General features: G+C 70.8%; 22 protein-coding genes. 9 read left to right on the top strand and 13 right to left on the bottom strand.

The genetic code is table 11. The features are described 5' to 3' along the window. Positions 1-25 precede the first annotated feature (25 nt). Positions 26-1,438 (top strand): glutamate decarboxylase, encoded by a 1,413-nt coding sequence (locus RB628_RS16750; RefSeq protein ID WP_318321233.1) that lies wholly within the window; start codon positions 26-28, stop codon positions 1,436-1,438. 133 nt (positions 1,439-1,571) lie between these two features. Here RB628_RS16750 and RB628_RS16745 read toward each other — a convergent pair whose 3' ends face one another. The 5 genes from RB628_RS16745 to RB628_RS16725 all read right to left on the bottom strand — a co-directional run bounded on the left by RB628_RS16745 (position 1,572) and on the right by RB628_RS16725 (position 4,891). Further along, positions 1,572-2,369, bottom strand: a complete 798-nt coding sequence (locus RB628_RS16745; protein WP_318321277.1) for an ABC transporter permease — start codon at positions 2,367-2,369, stop codon at positions 1,572-1,574. 11 nt (positions 2,370-2,380) lie between these two features. Further along, complete coding sequence (locus RB628_RS16740) at positions 2,381-3,337, bottom strand: ATP-binding cassette domain-containing protein (RefSeq protein WP_318321232.1); 957 nt, start codon at positions 3,335-3,337, stop codon at positions 2,381-2,383. A 72-nt stretch (positions 3,338-3,409) separates the two neighbouring features. After that, on the bottom strand, positions 3,410-4,051 hold the full coding sequence (locus RB628_RS16735; protein WP_318321231.1) for a PadR family transcriptional regulator: 642 nt from the start codon (positions 4,049-4,051) through the stop codon (positions 3,410-3,412). A gap of 24 nt (positions 4,052-4,075) precedes the next feature. Then, positions 4,076-4,615 (bottom strand): DinB family protein, encoded by a 540-nt coding sequence (locus RB628_RS16730; RefSeq protein ID WP_318321230.1) that lies wholly within the window; start codon positions 4,613-4,615, stop codon positions 4,076-4,078. 126 nt (positions 4,616-4,741) lie between these two features. Then, positions 4,742-4,891 carry a hypothetical protein gene (locus RB628_RS16725; protein ID WP_318321229.1) on the bottom strand — a complete coding sequence of 50 codons (150 nt, stop codon included), beginning with the start codon at positions 4,889-4,891 and terminating at the stop codon, positions 4,742-4,744. A gap of 297 nt (positions 4,892-5,188) precedes the next feature. Between RB628_RS16725 and RB628_RS16720 the strand changes: the two genes are divergently transcribed. Further along, positions 5,189-5,350, top strand: a complete 162-nt coding sequence (locus RB628_RS16720) for a hypothetical protein (RefSeq protein WP_318321228.1) — start codon at positions 5,189-5,191, stop codon at positions 5,348-5,350. After that, positions 5,347-5,622: a hypothetical protein gene (locus RB628_RS16715; protein WP_318321227.1), complete on the top strand. Its 276-nt coding sequence runs from the start codon at positions 5,347-5,349 to the stop codon at positions 5,620-5,622. The genes RB628_RS16720 and RB628_RS16715 overlap by 4 nt, the downstream gene beginning before the upstream one ends. Positions 5,623-5,703: 81 nt before the next feature. Here RB628_RS16715 and RB628_RS16710 read toward each other — a convergent pair whose 3' ends face one another. After that, a complete protein-coding gene (locus tag RB628_RS16710) occupies positions 5,704-7,173 on the bottom strand; it encodes an aldehyde dehydrogenase family protein (protein WP_318321226.1) in 1,470 nt (489 codons plus the stop codon). A gap of 116 nt (positions 7,174-7,289) precedes the next feature. Continuing rightward, positions 7,290-8,114, bottom strand: coding sequence for a helix-turn-helix transcriptional regulator (locus RB628_RS16705; RefSeq protein WP_318321276.1), 825 nt, complete (start codon positions 8,112-8,114; stop codon positions 7,290-7,292). 345 nt (positions 8,115-8,459) lie between these two features. Between RB628_RS16705 and RB628_RS16700 the strand changes: the two genes are divergently transcribed. Then, a complete protein-coding gene (locus tag RB628_RS16700) occupies positions 8,460-8,969 on the top strand; it encodes an ATP-binding protein (RefSeq protein WP_318321225.1) in 510 nt (169 codons plus the stop codon). A gap of 108 nt (positions 8,970-9,077) precedes the next feature. Here RB628_RS16700 and RB628_RS16695 read toward each other — a convergent pair whose 3' ends face one another. From RB628_RS16695 to rpmG, 5 genes are all read right to left on the bottom strand, one after another. Next, positions 9,078-9,353 (bottom strand): DUF397 domain-containing protein, encoded by a 276-nt coding sequence (locus RB628_RS16695; protein WP_318321224.1) that lies wholly within the window; start codon positions 9,351-9,353, stop codon positions 9,078-9,080. 298 nt (positions 9,354-9,651) lie between these two features. Next, entirely contained in the window at positions 9,652-9,885 is a 234-nt protein-coding gene (gene rpsR / locus RB628_RS16690; protein WP_318321223.1) for a 30S ribosomal protein S18, read from the bottom strand. Positions 9,886-9,891: 6 nt separating this feature from the next. Continuing rightward, a complete protein-coding gene (locus RB628_RS16685; protein ID WP_318321222.1) occupies positions 9,892-11,133 on the bottom strand; it encodes a CobW family GTP-binding protein in 1,242 nt (413 codons plus the stop codon). A gap of 11 nt (positions 11,134-11,144) precedes the next feature. Then, complete coding sequence (locus RB628_RS16680; protein WP_318321221.1) at positions 11,145-11,393, bottom strand: type B 50S ribosomal protein L31; 249 nt, start codon at positions 11,391-11,393, stop codon at positions 11,145-11,147. A 9-nt stretch (positions 11,394-11,402) separates the two neighbouring features. Continuing rightward, complete coding sequence (rpmG, locus tag RB628_RS16675) at positions 11,403-11,567, bottom strand: 50S ribosomal protein L33 (protein ID WP_318321220.1); 165 nt, start codon at positions 11,565-11,567, stop codon at positions 11,403-11,405. A 61-nt stretch (positions 11,568-11,628) separates the two neighbouring features. Here rpmG and rpmB point away from each other — a divergent pair, with 61 nt between their 5' ends. The 3 genes from rpmB to RB628_RS16660 are packed head-to-tail and all read left to right on the top strand — an operon-like array spanning position 11,629 to position 12,772. Further along, positions 11,629-11,865 carry a 50S ribosomal protein L28 gene (rpmB, locus tag RB628_RS16670; protein ID WP_006376581.1) on the top strand — a complete coding sequence of 79 codons (237 nt, stop codon included), beginning with the start codon at positions 11,629-11,631 and terminating at the stop codon, positions 11,863-11,865. 15 nt (positions 11,866-11,880) lie between these two features. Beyond that, positions 11,881-12,186, top strand: a complete 306-nt coding sequence (gene rpsN, locus RB628_RS16665) for a 30S ribosomal protein S14 (protein ID WP_318321219.1) — start codon at positions 11,881-11,883, stop codon at positions 12,184-12,186. 52 nt (positions 12,187-12,238) lie between these two features. Further along, on the top strand, positions 12,239-12,772 hold the full coding sequence (locus RB628_RS16660) for a hypothetical protein (protein ID WP_318321218.1): 534 nt from the start codon (positions 12,239-12,241) through the stop codon (positions 12,770-12,772). Between the two features lie 435 nt (positions 12,773-13,207). Here RB628_RS16660 and RB628_RS16655 read toward each other — a convergent pair whose 3' ends face one another. Next, the gene (locus RB628_RS16655; protein WP_318321217.1) at positions 13,208-14,368 is read right to left on the bottom strand and encodes a DUF2786 domain-containing protein; all 1,161 of its coding nucleotides are present in this window, start codon (positions 14,366-14,368) and stop codon (positions 13,208-13,210) included. Positions 14,369-14,448: 80 nt separating this feature from the next. Between RB628_RS16655 and RB628_RS16650 the strand changes: the two genes are divergently transcribed. Together RB628_RS16650 and RB628_RS16645 are read left to right on the top strand one after the other, a co-directional pair. Then, positions 14,449-15,183, top strand: coding sequence for a Clp protease N-terminal domain-containing protein (locus tag RB628_RS16650; RefSeq protein WP_318321216.1), 735 nt, complete (start codon positions 14,449-14,451; stop codon positions 15,181-15,183). 56 nt (positions 15,184-15,239) lie between these two features. Beyond that, positions 15,240-16,964, top strand: a complete 1,725-nt coding sequence (locus tag RB628_RS16645) for a bifunctional 3'-5' exonuclease/DNA polymerase (protein ID WP_318321275.1) — start codon at positions 15,240-15,242, stop codon at positions 16,962-16,964. Positions 16,965-16,979: the final 15 nt, after the last annotated feature.

The raw sequence follows: 16,979 nt of genomic DNA, 5'->3' as shown, positions 1-16,979 counted from the left end.
TCACCAGGAGACACGAGGAGACTGCATGCCGCTCCACCGAGGTCCCGGGAAGCCCGACAGGCGCCCGATGGCGGTGAACCCCTTCCACGGTGAGGCCAATCCGGTCGGCGGTATGACCGAGGCTCCGCCCACGCACCGGCTCCCGGACGCCCCGCTGCCACCGTCGACGGCGTACCAGCTCGTGCACGACGAACTGATGCTCGACGGCAACTCGCGGCTCAACCTGGCCACGTTCGTCACCACCTGGATGGAGCCGCAGGCCGGGGTCCTGATGGGAGAGTGCCGGGACAAGAACATGATCGACAAGGACGAGTACCCGCGCACGGCCGAGCTGGAGCGGCGCTGTGTGGCGATGCTCGCCGATCTGTGGAACGCGCCCGACCCGGCCGCCGCCGTGGGCTGTTCGACCACCGGTTCGAGTGAGGCGTGCATGCTCGCCGGGATGGCGCTGAAGCGGCGGTGGGCGGCGCGCAACGCCGACCGGTATCCGGGGCGGGACGTCCGGCCGAACCTCGTCATGGGCGTCAACGTGCAGGTCTGCTGGGACAAGTTCTGCAACTTCTGGGAGGTGGAGGCGCGTCAGGTGCCCATGGAGGGCGAGCGGTTCCATCTCGATGCGCAGGCGGCGGCCGAACTGTGCGACGAGAACACCATCGGGGTCGTCGGGATCCTCGGGTCCACCTTCGACGGGTCGTACGAGCCGATCGCGGACCTCTGTACGGCCCTGGACGCGCTCCAGGAGCGGACCGGGCTCGACATCCCCGTGCACGTCGACGGGGCCTCAGGAGCCATGGTGGCGCCCTTCCTCGACGAGGGCCTGGTGTGGGACTTCCGGCTGCCGCGCGTGGCCTCGATCAACACCTCGGGGCACAAGTACGGGCTGGTCTACCCGGGCGTCGGCTGGGCGCTGTGGCGGGACGAGGAGGCGCTCCCCGAGGAACTCGTCTTCCGCGTCAACTACCTGGGCGGCGACATGCCGACGTTCGCGCTCAACTTCTCGCGCCCCGGGGCCCAGGTGGTCGCGCAGTACTACACGTTCCTGCGGCTGGGCCGCGACGGCTACCGGACCGTGCAGCAGTGCACACGGGACGTGGCGCGCTCCCTCGCCGAGCGGATCGAGGCACTGGGCGACTTCCGGCTCCTCACCCGGGGCGACGAGCTGCCCGTGTTCGCCTTCACGACCGGGTCGGACGTGACCGCGTACGACGTCTTCGACGTCTCGCGGCGGCTGCGCGAGCGCGGCTGGCTGGTGCCCGCGTACACGTTCCCGGAGAACCGCCAGGACCTGTCCGTACTGCGGGTCGTGTGCCGCAACGGGTTCTCCGCGGACCTCGCCGAGCTGTTCGTGGAGGACCTGGAGCGGCTGTTGCCCGAACTGCGCCGGCAGCCGCGTCCGTCGCCTCGGGACACGGACGCGGCCACCGGTTTCCATCACTGAACGCAGTCCATCGGTATCGGCCTGAGCGACCCTGGTGAGGCCGGGTGCGCCACCGCGTCCCGAATGGGGCACGGGGAACCGCGCGACCAGCCCCCACCGACCCGCAGGTTGGTCACGCCCTTCCAGCGGAGCGCTAGCGGCTCAGCCGGCCGAACCTCCGTACCGCCAGCGGGAAGAAGACCGCCAGCAGGGCCAGCGGCCAGGCGACGGCCGCCCAGATGTGGCCCGGTTCGCCGCCGGGGTTGCCGAACAGGTCGCGTACGGCGGTGGCCGTATGGGACATCGGGTTCCACTGGACGGCCGTGCCCAGCCAGCCCGGCATGGACTCGGGGGTGGCGAAGGCGTTGGACAGGAAGCCGACCGGCCAGACCAGGATCTGGACCGCCTGCACCAGCTCCGGCTTCCCGGCCACCATGGCCAGCTGGATGCCGATCCAGAGCATGGCGAAGCGGAACAGCAGGAGCAGGCCCACGGCCCCCAGGAGGGCCGCCACGCCCCCGTGGGCGCGCCAGCCGATCGCGTACCCCACCGCGAGCATCACGGCGAGCCCCAGCGCCGACTGGAGCATGTCGGCGGCCGAACGGCCCACCAAGACCGCGCCGTTGGCCATGGGCATCGACCGGAAGCGGTCGATCACGCCCTTGTTGAGATCCTGGGTGACGGCGAGCATGGTGCCCTCCAGGCCGAAGGCCATGGTGAGCACAAGCATGCCGGGGACCAGAAAGTCGACATAGTCGCCCGCGACGCCCCGGCCACCGCCGACCAGATAGCCGAACATCAGCAGCAGCATCACCGGGAAGACCAGCCCGACCAGCACCTGGACCGGCTGCCGTGCCCAGTGGGCGAGTTCGCGGCGGGTCATGGTCCAGCAGTCCGTCAACGCGCGCGTGCCCGGCGTCCCAAGTGCCGGGGCGGGAACGCCGCTCCTCATCCCGTACGTCGTCACACGGCCTCCTTCGTCCGCTCGTCGCCCCCGGTGAGGTCCAGGAACACCTCGTCCAGCGTCGGGCGCCGCAGCGCGACGTCCTCGGCCTCGATCCCGGCCGCCTCCAGGGCCCTTACGACCCCGGAGAGCGCCGCCATGCGGTCGGTGACGGGGGCGCTCAGCAGCCGCCGGTCGGGGTCCACCGAGACGCCCTCGGCGGGTACGGGCAACAGGGCGACGGCCGCGCCGAGTTGGCCCGCGTCGCGCAGGACGACGTCGATGCGGTCGCCGCCCGTGGCGGCCTTCAGCTCGTCCGGTGTGCCGTCCGCGACGACCCGGCCGCGGTCGACGACCGAGACACGGTCGGCGAGCTGGTCGGCCTCTTCCAGGTACTGGGTGGTGAGCAGGACCGTCGCACCGCCGCCGACCAGGGAGCGGACCGCGGTCCACACCTCCGTCCGGCCGCGTGGGTCGAGGCCGGTCGTCGGTTCGTCCAGGAACAGCACCTCCGGGTCGGTGACGAGGGAGGCGGCGAGGTCCAGTCGGCGCCGCATTCCGCCGCTGTAGTGCCGGACCGCCTTGCGGCCGGTGTCCGCGAGTCCGAAGCGGGCGAGGAGTTCACCGGCCCGCACGCGCGCGTGGCGGGCGCCCAGGTGGTAGAGGCGGCCGAACATCTCCAGGTTCTGCCGGCCGCTCAGCTCCTCGTCGAGCGCCGCGTGCTGGCCGAGCAGACCGATGCGGAAACGGACCTCCCGGGCCTCGCTCACCACGTCGCGGCCTGCCACCTCGACCCGGCCGCCGTCGGGCCTGAGCAGCGTGGACAGGATGCGGACCAGGGTCGTCTTGCCCGCGCCGTTCGGCCCGAGCACGGCGTGCACCGTGCCACGCACGACGTGGAGGTCGAGACCGGACAGTGCCTGTGTGTCGCCGTACTTCTTGTGTGCGCCTTCGACGGTGATCGCCGCGTCGGCCACAGGACCCTCCTCACTAGTCAAACTTGATTATCTAGCCAAGGTAACGCGCCCAGGATGATTGGTCAAACTTGATTAGTGATCGTCCCCGGGGTGCTTCTCCCCCGTCGCGTACGGGTTCTCCTCGCCCTCGGTCAGCACGCCGACGAACGGCTCGCCCTCCCCGGCGAACGTGTACGCCCCGCCCTCGATCCGGGCGATCAGACCCCGGGTCCACTCGGCCTCGGCGTCGGCCGTGTGGATCCACAGGTTCATGATCTCGCCGATGTGGCCGAGCTGTTCGGGGCCGCCCTCGGGCACGTAGTGCTCGGTGACCGAGCAGCGCCACGCCTCGATTCCACGGATCCGCTCCTTCAGGAGCGCCACGGCCTCGGCGCGCGGCAGTTCGACGATGAAGCCGATCGCCGCCGACTTGACGTCCGTCTTCTGGTCGTACGAGGTCAGCGCCTCGCGCACCAGCCTGAAGCACTCCTCGGTGCCGGCCTCGGTGATCTCGTACTCCGTCCGCGGCGGGCCACCGGCCGTGGAGGGAGCGATCTCGTGCGCGATCAGCAGGCCCTGCTTGGCCATCTGCTTCAGGGCGTGGTAGATCGAGCCGGGCTTGGCGTTGGACCACTCGTGCGCGCCCCAGTACTCCAGGTCGTTGCGCACCTGGTAGCCGTGGGCCCGCCCGTGCTGACGGACCGCACCGAGCACGAGGAGACGGATCGCTGACATGCGGTCCAGACTAGGACCCGAGGGTCAGCCGGCCCGCTCCCGGTCCACCAGCTCGAAGGCGGTGGCACCGTCGAGGGACTCGCGAATGATGTCGGCGTGACCGGCGTGCCGGGCCGTCTCGCGGATCAGGTGCAGCGCCACCCAGCGCATCGAGACGCGCCCCTCGGGCGGGAACCAGGGATCCGGCGGCAGCGCGAAGGTGTCGTCGATGCTCGGTACGGAACGCAGGAACGCCTCGGTCTCGGCGGCGACCTTCTCCCAGTACGCGAGCTGCGAGGCGACGGTCTCCCCCTCGACGAGCACGAAGCACTCGTGCCAGTTCGACTCGTCCCGCTTGACGGCCGGCGCCTCGCCCTTGGCCCGCGCGATCCAGCCCTGCTCGACCTCGGCGACGTGCTTGAGCAGCCCGGAGAGAGACAGCTCGCTGGCACTGGGCCTGCTCGCCGCCTGCTCGTCCGTCAGCCCCAGCAGGGCCCGCCGGATACCGCCGCGCTGCTCCTCGATGAAGGAAAGCAGTGCTCCGCGCTCGTCGCCGGGCGCTTCGGAGGGGACGTGACTGACCATGGTGGGCCGCCTTCCATCGGGTCGTGCGGGCGTTGCTGCCTGACACCGATGACGTTACGAGGGCTTCAGGTCAGGTTCTGTCCGCATGGGCAGGCTCTCGAGACGACATTGCGCGGGAAACGGCTGTCAGCCGAGCCCGGCCGCTGCGAGGAGCGCCCGACGCGCCTCGGCATGTGGGATGAGGGTGCCGACGCGCCCGAGTGCGCGCTCATGTTCAAGGCGGGCGAGCGCGAGGGCATCCTCAAGATCTTCAGCAGCGGGGCGGGTGGTAGGCATGTTGCTTTCCATGTCGGCTGGCCGGCCGATGCCGTCAGATGGTCGACGGGAGGAACACGTCGCCCTTGACTGCCGCGACGAACGAAGCGAGCCACCGGTCCGAGGGCGTGGTCATCAACAAACGCATCGGAGCTGACGACATGGGGCACCGTATCGCCCGCTGTCTCCTGCGGCTTCTGCTGCCCGCGACGGGCCGCCGACGGCAGCCGTACACCGCCGCCCGGGAGGAGAACCATCCCGTCACCCCGTACCTCAACAGCCGTACCGCGCGCGGCCCCTGGGAGCGCCCCCTGCGCGGTGAGGACACCCCGCTGGTCCGCCCCCTACCTCGTCGTTCACGAGCGGCGGGAGAAGGAGCGGGGGCAGCGGGGCCGTCGGCGCGCACTGTGGCTAACCGTCCGGGGAGTCGATCTCAAGCCGCGCGAGATCAACATCCTCGGCGTGGAGGTGACGGCGTGAGCGATCTCGATACCGCGCGGCTGTTGCCCTGGGTGACCCCTGAGGGCAAGCCCGCCTACCTCTTCACCGACGGAACCGGCTACGTCTCCCGGCTCGCCGACACCATGGAGGCCGTGCAGCTCGACATGGCGGGCGATCTCCTGGACCACGCGGCCGATCTGCTCGACGACCACCGGACGACCCCCGACCAGCTCCGGTTCGTGCTGGCCCGGATGAGCGAAGCCCTGACCGACGTACGCCGGATCGCGGTGAGCCGTGGCGCCCGGCCTTGAGACCCTGTCGACCTGGTCCCGGACGGCGTGACAGCCGACCGGGGCCAACGCACCCTACGGATCAGACGGAATCAGAAGGAATCAGAACGGGAAGAAGCTCCGCCCGTGCTGCACAGAGATCCACTTCCGCGTCGTGAACGCCTCCACCGTCGCCTCGCCGTTCAGACGGCCGATGCCCGAGGACTTCTCGCCGCCGAAGGCGACCAGGGGCTCGTCGTGGACCGTGCCGTCGTTGACGTGGAACATGCCCGTGTCGATCTGCTTGGCGAAGGCGACCCCGCGTTCGACGTCGGCCGTGTGGACGGCGCCGCTGAGACCGTACGGGGTGTCGTTGACCAGGCGGACCGCTTCCTCCTCGCCGTCGAAGGGGACGAGGAGGGCCACCGGGCCGAAGATCTCCTGCCGGAGGAGGGGCGAGTCGGCGGGAAGGTCGGTCAGAACCGAGGGCTCGACCAGGTTGTCCTTCGTCGTGCCGTGGAGCAGCGCCGTCGCGCCCTCCGCCAGGGCCCGGCGCACCACACCGGAAATCGCGTCCGCCTGGGAGGAGTTGATCACCGGTCCGATGACCGTCGTGGGATCGCTCGGGTCGCCGACCTTCAGGGACCTGACCTTGGTCACGAACTTCTCGGTGAACTCGCCGGCGATCGAACGGTCCACCAGGACACGGTTCGCGGCCATGCAGACCTGGCCCTGATGGACGTACCGGCTGAAGACCGCGGCGTCGACCGCGTAGTCGATGTCCGCGTCGTCCAGGACCACCAGGGCGCTGTTGCCGCCCAGTTCGAGGACCACGTTCTTGAAGAGGGGCGCGCAGACGGCGGCGACATGGCGGCCGACCTTGTCCGAGCCGGTGAAGGAGATGACCTTCGGGACCGGGTGCTCGATGAACGCGTCGCCGATCTCGGCTATGTCGGTGATGACGACGTTCAGGAGGCCGGGCGGCAGGCCCGCGTCCTCGAAGATCTTCGCGACCAGGGAGCCGCCGGTGACCGGGGTGTCCTGGTGCGGCTTGAGGACGACGCCGTTGCCGAGCGCCAGCGCCGGGGCGACCGACTTCAGGGAGAGGAGGAAGGGGAAGTTGAAGGGGCTGATCACACCCACCACACCCACCGGGACGCGGTAGACGCGGTTCTCCTTGCCGTCGACCGGCGACGGGACGATCTGCCCCTCGGGGGTCAGCGCCAGGCGGATCGACTCGCGCAGGAACTCCTTGGCGAGGTGCAGTTCGAAGCCGGCCTTGAGGTGCGTGCCGCCGAGTTCGGCGATGATCGCCCCGGCGATCTCCTGCTCACGGTCCTCGATGATGCGCAGGGCCTTCTCGAAGACCGTCCGGCGGGCGTACGGGCTGGTCGCGGCCCACTCCTTCTGGGCCGCGGCGGCGGCGCGGTACGCCTCGTCGACCTCGTCCACCGTGGCGATCGTGATCGAGGCGAGCTTCTCGCCGTCGTACGGGTTGAAGTCGATGATGTCCCAGGAGCCGGTGCCCGGGCGCCACTCACCGCCTATGTACTGCTGCGCGAGGTCGGCGAAGTAGTGCTCAAGCGATGGCATGTGATCCCTCAATCCCTCAATCCCGTATCACGGTCTGACCGCACGTCATCGTACGTGCGATCAGAGGGAGTTGGGGGATCATCGGATGACCTTGTGACGCGAGTGGACAAGCCCGGTCACGACAGCTGAAGCAGGCCCCTCAGCAGGTCCCGGCTCTCGTCCGGCCCGGGGCTGTCCTGCTGCAGCTCCTTCATCGCCTTCTCGTACTGGGTGACGTCCTCCGCCTTGTCCAGGTACAGCGCGCTGGTGAGCTGCTCCAGGAAGATCACGTCGGACAGGTCCGACTCCGGGAAGCTCAGGATGGTGAACGCACCGCTCTCGCCGGCGTGCCCGCCGAAGCCGAACGGCATGATCTGCAGCCGTACGTTGGGGCGCTCGGAGATCTCGATCAGGTGCTGGAGCTGGCCGCGCATCACCTCGCGGTCGCCGTACGGGCGGCGCAGGGCGGCCTCGTCCAGGACCACGTGGAACTCCGGGCCGCCGGTGGACAGATGGTACTTCTGCCGCTCCAGGCGCAGCGCGACGCGGCGCTGGATGTCGGCGGGGCTCGCGCCCTTCATACCGCGTCCGACGACCGCGCTCGCATACGCCTCGGTCTGCAACAGGCCGTGCACGAACTGCACTTCGTAAGCGCGGATCAGGGACGCCGCGCCCTCCAGCCCCACATAGGTGGGGAACCAGCTCGGCAGGACGTCCGAGTAACTGTGCCACCAGCCCGCGACGTTGGCCTCCCTCGCGAGGGAGAGGAGCGCACTGCGCTCGGCCTCGTCGTTGACGCCGTACAGCGTCAGCAGATCCTCGACGTCCCGCGTCTTGAAGCTCACCCGGCCCAGCTCCATACGACTGATCTTCGATTCGGAGGCACGGATCGAGTAACCCGCAGCCTCTCGCGTGATCCCCCGCGCCTCACGCAGTCGCCTCAGGTGTGATCCGAGCAGCATGCGCCGCACCACCGATCCCGGCTCTCCCGCGCTCACTTCGTCAGCCTCCCCAACCTCTCCAGGGGCCGCAGTCTGCCACTAAAACACTCCGAGCAGTACTCGTCCGGTTACTCAAACGGGAAGACGTCAGAGCGTACGCACAGGAAGGGGCAAGGGGAAGACCGGCCAGAGGTGAAAAGTTGGCGGAAAAAATGACCAAGAAGCGGTACGGGAGGGTCCAATTCAGGCGTGTGCACGTGCATCTGCCCTTGCATCCGCCGTAAGCATCCGAAACCATGGGCTCGCGCCACCGCTGCATCGCAATAACTGCATCGCAACGACCGCGATCTCCCGGGAGTGCCTCGCATGGGGACGAATGGATCGACCATGCTCGAGCCGTTAAGGCAGGGGCTTCCGCCACTGGATCCCTCGACCGTGTCCAACGCGGCGTCGTGCGCGTTGCCCGCCCGCTACGAAGCGGTGCGTGAGGCACGGCAGTTCAGCCGCAGAACCCTCACACAGTGGGACATCGGCGACCGTTTCGACGACGTCTGCCTGGTCGTCTCCGAGCTGGTCACCAACGCCCTGCGGCACGCACTGCCCACGGACACCGCACCGCCGCCGGCCCAGGAACCGCCCGTACGGCTGCACTTGATGCGCTGGACCGAGCGGCTGGTGTGCGCGGTGCGCGACCCGAGCCGGGAGAGCCCGGTGGCCTACGACGCCGAGGAGTTCTCGGAGGACTTCTCGGCCGAGTCGGGGCGCGGTCTGTTCCTCGTCGACTCGTTCAGCGACAGCTGGGGCTGGCACCCGCTCTCGGGGACACTGGGCGGCAAGGTCGTCTGGGCGCTGTTCGGCCTGGGCTCCGCCGAGTGAGGCACGGGGGCGTTTCTTCGCGCCGGGATTCTACGCGCGTCGCCGCGCGCGAGACGGCAGCTACGCCCCGCTTCGTCCCGCTTCCGTGCCGGGGACGGCGCGGGGCGGTCAGCCGGCTGTCAGGTGGTCGAACTCGCCGTCCTTGACGCCCAGGAGCATCGCCTCGATCTCGGCGCGCGTGTAGACGAGCGCCGGACCGTCGGGGAAGCGCGAGTTGCGTACCGCCACCTCGCCGCCGGGCAGCCGCGCGAACTCGACGCAGGAGCCCTGCGAGTTGCTGTGGCGGCTCTTCTGCCAGGCGACCCCGTCCAGCCGGGCGGCGGCCATGCCGTTGTACGCGCCGGACTCATCGGCTACGCCAACGCCGTACACGTCGTGGTCCACAGGTCGCTCCCTGGTGGTGCACTGGCTGGTGAGGCCATTGGTGCGGTGGTCAACTGAGCCGGATCATAACTCTGTTCACGTGCAGACGCATGGACGTATGCACAGCCGTATGCATGGGCATACGCACGAGCATATGCACGTGCACGCGGGGTGTTCGCTCCGCTACACACCTTGACGCACGCGCGCCCCCGCGCGTTCCCCCGCACGCCCGCACCCCCGCCTCCTGTGACCTACGGAGACGGGGGTGCGGGGTGGGGCACGGCGGGGGCGCGCGGACAGGTCGCTCAGGTCGCGGCGGCTACCGGGACACGTACGGCAGCAGTGCCATCTCCCGGGCGTTCTTGATCGCGCGGGCGAGCAGGCGCTGCTGCTGGGCCGAGACGCGGGTGACCCGGCGGCTGCGGATCTTGCCCCGGTCGGAGACGAACTTCCGCAGCAGGTCCGTGTCCTTGTAGTCGATGTACGTGATCTTCGCCGCGTCCAGCGGGTTGGGGCGGGACTTGAGGGGCTTGCGTTCGATCTTGCGGGCCATTACGGGTCAGACCTCCAGGAGGGTGTCGAAGGCGGGCGGCAGGCGTTTCCAGGCGGCGCGGCCGCCGGCGTACTCGGCGTCGGTGAGCAGGCAGGACTCCAGGAGATGTTCGAGCCCGTCGCGGTCGAGGCCGGGGGACGTGAACACCAGGTGCTGGCAGCAGTCACCGTGCTCGGGGTGCCAGTCAAGGGCGGCGGCGGCCCGGCGTACGGGCGGGACCATGTCCCAGGCCGCGTCCGGGAGCGAGGCGAGCCAGGGGCCCGCGCTCTCCACGCACAGCGCGCCGCCCGCCGCGTCCCAGTGGAGCAACGTGTCCGGATGGTCGGCGAGCCAGAACCGGCCCCGGCTGCGCGCGGCGGCGCAGGTCAGGTCCTCCAGCGCCTCGTACAGCCGCTCCGGGTGGAAGGGGCGGTGACGGTGCCACACGAGGGTGGACACGCCGTGCGCGTCGGCCTCGGCGGGCAGCAGCGCGGACGCCGGGTGCTGGGCAGCGGCGGCGGCCTCGACGTCGAATCCGGCGAGGGCGGCGGAGGCGAGGGGCGGGAGTGCGGTCGCCTTCGCCGTCTCGGCCGCCGCCGCGCCTGCTCCCGCGGGTGCAGCCGCGGCCGCGCCGGCCGCGCCCGCCAAGTCCCCTGGGTGGCCGCCCGTGACGGGGACTTGGCGGGCTGTCGGGTGGAGCTGCGCGAGCAGCTCGCGGTCCTCGTCGTCGGCTTCCGGGGAGTCGACGAGGGCGAGGACGGTGGCGTACTCAAGCTGGCGGGCGAAGGTGTCCGCGACCGTGCGCTGGTCGGTGGCCGCGGCGGCGAGGCCGCCTTCGGCCAGGTCGTCGCCGTTGCCCAGGTACGGCAGCAGCAGCGCCGGGTCGACGGCGGTGATGACGCCGGTGACCGTGAGGCCGCCGGCCGTCACCACCTCGGCCATCGCCTTGGGCTCGACGGAGTCCCACAGTTCGACGATCGCCAGCCGGGTCAGCCCGGCGTCCGCGAGCCGCCGCAGCTCCGGGACGAGATCCTCGCGCAGGGCACAGCACGCACAGTCGTTGACCAGGGGCGCCTCGCCCGCGCAGAGGATGCCGCCGGCGTCGCTGACGGTGCGGACGACCGTGCCGGCAGCCGCTGTGGCGAGGTCGTGGTGGAGTGCGACGCTGCCCGGCACGTCGGCGAGCAGCCGTGCGACGGCTGCCTTGCGGGCGTCGGCGTGCAGTCCGCCGACGATCGCCACGGAGAGCTCATGCTCATGCACCTGCACGTGTGGGCTCCTCAGTCCTTCTTGCCGTACCGGCGCTCGAAGCGCTCCACGCGGCCGGCCGTGTCCAGAACGCGGGCCGTGCCGGTGTAGAAGGGGTGGCTGATGTTCGAGATCTCGACGTCGACGACGGGGTAGGTGTTGCCGTCCTCCCAGTCGATCGTCTTCTCGCTGGTCATCGTGGACTGGGTGAGAAAGGCGTGGTTCGCGGCCCGGTCACGGAAGACGACGGGCCCGTACGCCGGGTGGATTCCTTCACGCATGGCGGTTGATCAGCGCTCCTCTCGGAAGTCGGCGTGCCGGCCGGCGACCGGGTCGTACTTGCGCAGGGTCATACGGTCCGGGTCGTTGCGGCGGTTCTTGCGGGTGACGTACGTGTAGCCGGTCCCGGCCGTGGACCGGAGCTTGATGACCGGCCGGAGTTCGTTGCGAGCCATGCTGGTATCTTACTGAAAACGACTTCCATTTGCATAACCTGACCGAGAGAGGTGCGTCACCTTGTCCGCCCACTGCATGCTGACCGGCGCCCAGCCGGGCTTCGGCAACAACATCAGCCACTCGCACCGGCGTACGTCCCGTCGCTTCAACCCCAACATCCAGTCCAAGCGGTACTGGCTGCCCAGTGAGGGCAGGAACGTTCGGCTCCGGCTGAGCACGAAGGGGATCAAGACCGTCGACACGATCGGCGTCGAGGCGGCGGTGGCCCGGATCCGGGCCCGTGGGGTCAAGGTCTGAGGGGGGTTCGGCGACATGGCGAAGAAGAGCAAGATCGCGAAGAACGAGAAGCGGCAGGAGATCGTCGCCCGGTACGCGCAGCGGCGGGCCGAGCTCAAGGAGATCCTCCGGCGGCCGGCTTCGACGGATGCGGAGCGGGCGGCGGCGCGGCGGGAGCTGGAACGGCAGCCGCGGGACGCGAGCGCCACGCGCGTGCGCAACCGGGACCAGATGGACGGGCGGCCGCGCGGGTACTTCCGCACGTTCGGACTGTCCCGGGTCGGCCTGCGGGAACAGGCTCATGCCGGGTTCCTTCCCGGGGTGCGCAAGTCCTCCTGGTAGCTTTCTGCGGTCGTGTCGGGCGGTCGTAACGGCTACTGCTTGGGAGCTTCCGGTGACTTCGGTGACGTACGCGCGCGTGCTGGCGCGCAGGGCTGGTTTGGCCTCGGCGGTCGGGGTGGCCGGCGTGCTGCTGCTTGCCGGGTGCAGTGGTGACGGGGGGTCCGACGACGGGTCGGCGAGTGGCGGTACGGACTCGTCGGCCTCACCCTCCTCGCCGTCGCCCTCCGACGCGGGCGGCGGCGACGGCAGCAGCGGTTCGCCCACTGCGGACAGCGCGTTGGCGGGCAGCTGGCTGACCACCGGCAAGGGCAGTGCCGTGGCGCTGGTGGTCACCGGGGCGAAGGCCGGGCTGTTCGCCACCGGGGGGACCGTGTGCAGCGGTACGGCGGGCAAGGAGGCGGGGATGCAGATGGTCCGCCTCACCTGCTCGGACGGGAGCGAGGACCGGGCCCAGGGGATGGTCGACTCCGTCGACAGGACGTCGATGACGATCACGTGGGAGAGCGGGCTCGGTACGGAGACGTACACGAAGTCGGAGGGCGGGCAGCTGCCGTCGGGGTTGCCCACGGCGGGGCTGGGGTCCTGATTCGCCGGGGGCGCTTGCGCGGGGTTGGTGGCTGACGGAGGCCGCATGGCACCGCCCGGTGTCCTGCCCGCGGGGTGGGTCGCGCGGCCCGGCGCCGCACGGGGTGCCGCTCCCGGCGGGACAGCCACCGCCCCTGGCGGCACGCATGCCCGCAGCTGCGGCGGCAGAGGATCGGCGAGTAGCCGTCGGGCGCCTGCGAACTCCGGCCGGCTGGGGCTCCCCTTCAGGGGCGCGGGGAACCGCGCGGTCGGCGCGCGCCGGGCCCGCAGCCACACGCACGGGCCCAGTCGGCCAGTCGGTGCCCGCGAACTCCGGCCGACTGCGGCGCCCGCTCCCATGAACCCTCGGCCCGCCGGAACGCCCTTCAGGGACGCGGGGAACCGCGCGGTCGGCGCGTGCCGGGTCCGCGGGCGGAGGTGGGGTGGGCTGGTTGCCCTACGTGCCCGGCAGGCGGGTGTGAGCGTGCAGGGCTGCCCTGTCTGCCGCTGCCGTGCCCTCTGCCCAGCCTGCCTCGTCCGTCACGCCCCGTAGGCGGGTTGTCGTCGTTGTGGGGAACATCTGGTCCAGGTGGGCCGTGACCGCCAGATCCCGGGTGGCCAGGACCGGGAGCAGGGGAGCGGTGCTCCCCGTTGCCGCCGCTTCAGCCGTCTGTGCTGCCGCCGTCGACGCCAGGCGGGTGCCCATTTTGTGGGCGTAGGCCGCCAGGAAGGACTGGCGGAAGGTCTTGGTCCGGTTGCGGCCCTTTGCCCGCTGGGCCGCCTCCGCCTTTGTCATCGCCGCCGTCGCCTGTACCAGCAGGGACGTGTAGAGGAGTTCCACCGCCTCCAGGTCCGGTTCGAAGCCCACCACCGTGGAGAAGCCGAGAGCCTCGTTCCACACCGCCCGGCAGCGGTTCGCGTCGGCCACCGCGTGGAGCAGGACCGCTTTCGCCTCCTCGTACGGGGCGTCAACACCCAGGCGGCACGCGCGCGGGGCGTCGGCCGCAGGGGCGCCGGCCGCGAGCAGGGCCTCGTCGATGCTGTGCCGGGCCATCAGTTCCTGGGCCTTCGCGCTCAGCGCCTCCGCCTCCTCCGGGAACCCGGTCGCCTCCGCCTTCGCCAGCAGCGCGCGGATACGGGGCAGCATGCGGGACTCCGGGCGGGCCCCCTCCCCCGCCTTTGCCGGTTGGTCCTCCAGAGGTTCCAACGCCGGCAGGGTCAGCAGCAGCCGGTACAGCTCCAGGACCGCCGTCGCGTGCGTGAAGCGGTCCGTGCGGGGCGGGGCGGGGGTTGCCGCGAGGTCCTTCAGCTGGTCCGTCCAGCGGGAGCCCCTGGCTCGGTCTTTCGGGGCCTGGGCGGTGATCAGCGTCGACACCTGGCGTACGTGTACGTCGTCCAGCTCGCGCCGTACGAGGCGTGCGACGTCGGCCGGCTGCCAGCCTCGGCGCCATGCCGACGCCACGAACTCCTCGCCGCGCCGGGCGAGTTCGGCGTCCGCGGCCGGGTCGGCGGCGAGCAGGGACGCGCCCGCGTCCAGGGCCGTGTCCGTGTCGGCGTACAGGGCGGCCTCGAAGGCGCGTTCGACGGTGCCGAATGAAGGGGGCGCGCTACTGGTCACCCGTCGATCGTTTCATGCCACCACCCGCAACCGTCAACTTGAGGTTGACAGTCCCTTTACTGCCAACCTACGGTTGACACATGACGACCAATCAGCCCGTCCGGGCCTCCGTACGTCTCGACGACCTCATCGAGGCCATCAAGAAAGTGCACACCGACGCCCTCGACCAGCTCCAGGACGCGGTGATCGCCGCTGATCACCTCGGGGAGGTTGCCGACCATCTGATCGGACACTTCGTGGACCAGGCCCGGCGTTCCGGTGCCTCCTGGACCGACATCGGCAGGAGCATGGGCGTCACCCGGCAGGCCGCGCAGAAGCGGTTCGTGCCCAAGGAGTCCGTCGACCTCGACCCCAGCCAGGGCTTCGAGCGGTTCACCCCGCGCGCCCGCAACACGGTGATGGCCGCCCACAACGAGGCCATCGCCGCCCGCAACCCCGAGGGCCGCCCCGCGCACCTGGTCCTCGGTCTGCTCGCCGAACCGGAGGCCCTGGCAGCCAGGGCGATCACCGCACAGGGTGTCCTGCTCGACACCGTCCGCCAGGCCGCCACCACCGCACTGCCGCCCGCAGCCGAGGAGGTACCGGAACTCGTCCCGTACGGCTCCGACGCCAAGAAGGTCCTGGAGCTCACCTTCCGCGAGGCCCTGCGCCTGGGTCACAACCACGTCGGTACCGAGCACATCCTGCTAGCCCTGCTGGAGTTCGAGAACGGCGAGGGGGTCCTGTCCGGCCTCGGCCTCACCAAGGCGGCAACGGAGGAGAACGTCACCGCGACCCTCGCCAAGATCAGGGTGGAGTTCGAGGAACAGGGCTGAAAGCGCTGGTCCAGGGCGTTGTCAGACCCTCCTGCCACACTGCGGACATGGCAGTCATGGCGGACACGGCCGAGCGGTGGGCGCTCGCTCCGGCCGAGGACGGTGGCGTGGAGATCGCCCCCCTCGGTCCGGACGGGCTGCCCGCCGGGCCGGTGCTGCGGGAGGGGGATCTCTGCGCCGCCGTCCGTGGCCGGCCGGAGGTCACCCGATGGGTGTGGCGGTCCACCGCCGAGGTCTATCCGCGGCTGCTCGCCACGGGGGTGCGAGTCGAGCGGTGCTACGACGTCGAGGACGCCGAGACGCTCCTGCTCGGGCATGAGGGGCGGCTCGGCGAGCCTCGTTCCGCGGCGGCGGCCCTCGCCCGGCTGCGCGGTGGTCCCGTACCGCCGGATCCGCCGCAGCGGTCCGCCGAGCCCGGCGCGCAGTCGCCGCTCTTCGAGCCCCAGAGCGTCCATCTGCCACTGACGGACCTCGTCGAGGTGTACGCCGACCAGCAGCGGCGGCACGACGCGACCGCGCACCCGGACCGGATGCGGCTGCTGACGGCCGCCGAGTCGGCGGGGATGCTGGTGGCCGCCGAGATGAACACGGCGGGGCTGCCCTGGCGCGCGGACGTCCATCGCGAGGTGCTCCACGAACTGCTGGGCGAGCGGTACGCGGGCGGTGGTGAGCCCCGGCGGCTCGCCGAGCTGGCGGACGAGGTGTCGGCGGCGTTCGGGCGCCGGGTGCGGCCCGATCTGCCCGCCGATGTCGTCAAGGCCTTCGCGCAGGCCGGGATCAAGGTGCGGTCCACGCGGAGATGGGAGATCGAGAGCATCGACCATCCGGCCGTGAAGCCTCTCGTCGAGTACAAGAGGCTGTACCGCATCTGGGTCGCGCACGGCTGGTCCTGGCTCCATGACTGGGTGCGGGACGGGCGGTTCAGGCCCGAGTTCCTCGCGGGCGGGACCGTCACCGGGCGCTGGGTCACCAACGGCGGGGGCGGGCTGCAGATCCCCAAGGTGATCCGGCGGGCCGTGGTCGCCGACCCGGGGTGGCGGCTCGTCGTCGCCGACGCCGACCAGATGGAGCCGCGGGTCCTCGCCGCGATCTCGCGCGACCCGGGGCTGATGGAGGTCGCGGGGCGGGAGAGCGACCTGTACCAGTCCGTCTCCGACCGCGCGTTCTCGGGCGACCGGGAGCAGGCCAAGCTCGCCGTGCTGGGCGCGGTGTACGGGCAGACCTCCGGGGACGGCCTCAAGAACCTCGCCGCGCTCAGACGCCGGTTCCCGAAAGCGGTCGCGTACGTGGACGAGGCCGCCCGCGCGGGAGAGGAGGGGCGGCTCGTGCGGACCTGGCTGGGGCGCACCTGTCCCCCGGCCGTGCGGACCGACGACGACGCGGTGGAGGAGGCCGGCATCCCCCTGGCGGAGGACGAGGGCGCCGAGCAGGCCGGGGGCGCGGGAGGCACGGGGACACAGGAGTGGGTGCCCGGATACGCCTCCTCCAACTCCCGTGCCCGGGGCCGCTTCGCGCGCAACTTCGTCGTCCAGGGCAGCGCCGCCGACTGGACGCTGCTGCTGCTCGCCGCGCTGCGCCGGAGCTGTGCGGGGATGGCGGCCGAGTTGGTCTTCTTCCAGCACGACGAGGTGATCGTGCACTGTCCCGAGGAGGAGGCGGAGACGGTCGTGGCGGCGATCCGGGAGGCGGCGGAACTGGCGGGGCGGCTGACGTTCGGTCAGACGCCGGTGCGGTTTCCGTTCAGTACGGCGGTGGTGGAGTGTTATGCCGACGCCAAGTGACGCGCGTCAACCCTG

The organism is Streptomyces sp. ADMS (assembly GCF_033441795.1).
Lineage (GTDB): Bacteria > Actinomycetota > Actinomycetes > Streptomycetales > Streptomycetaceae > Streptomyces.
This window is presented reverse-complemented; position numbering and strand designations above follow the sequence as displayed.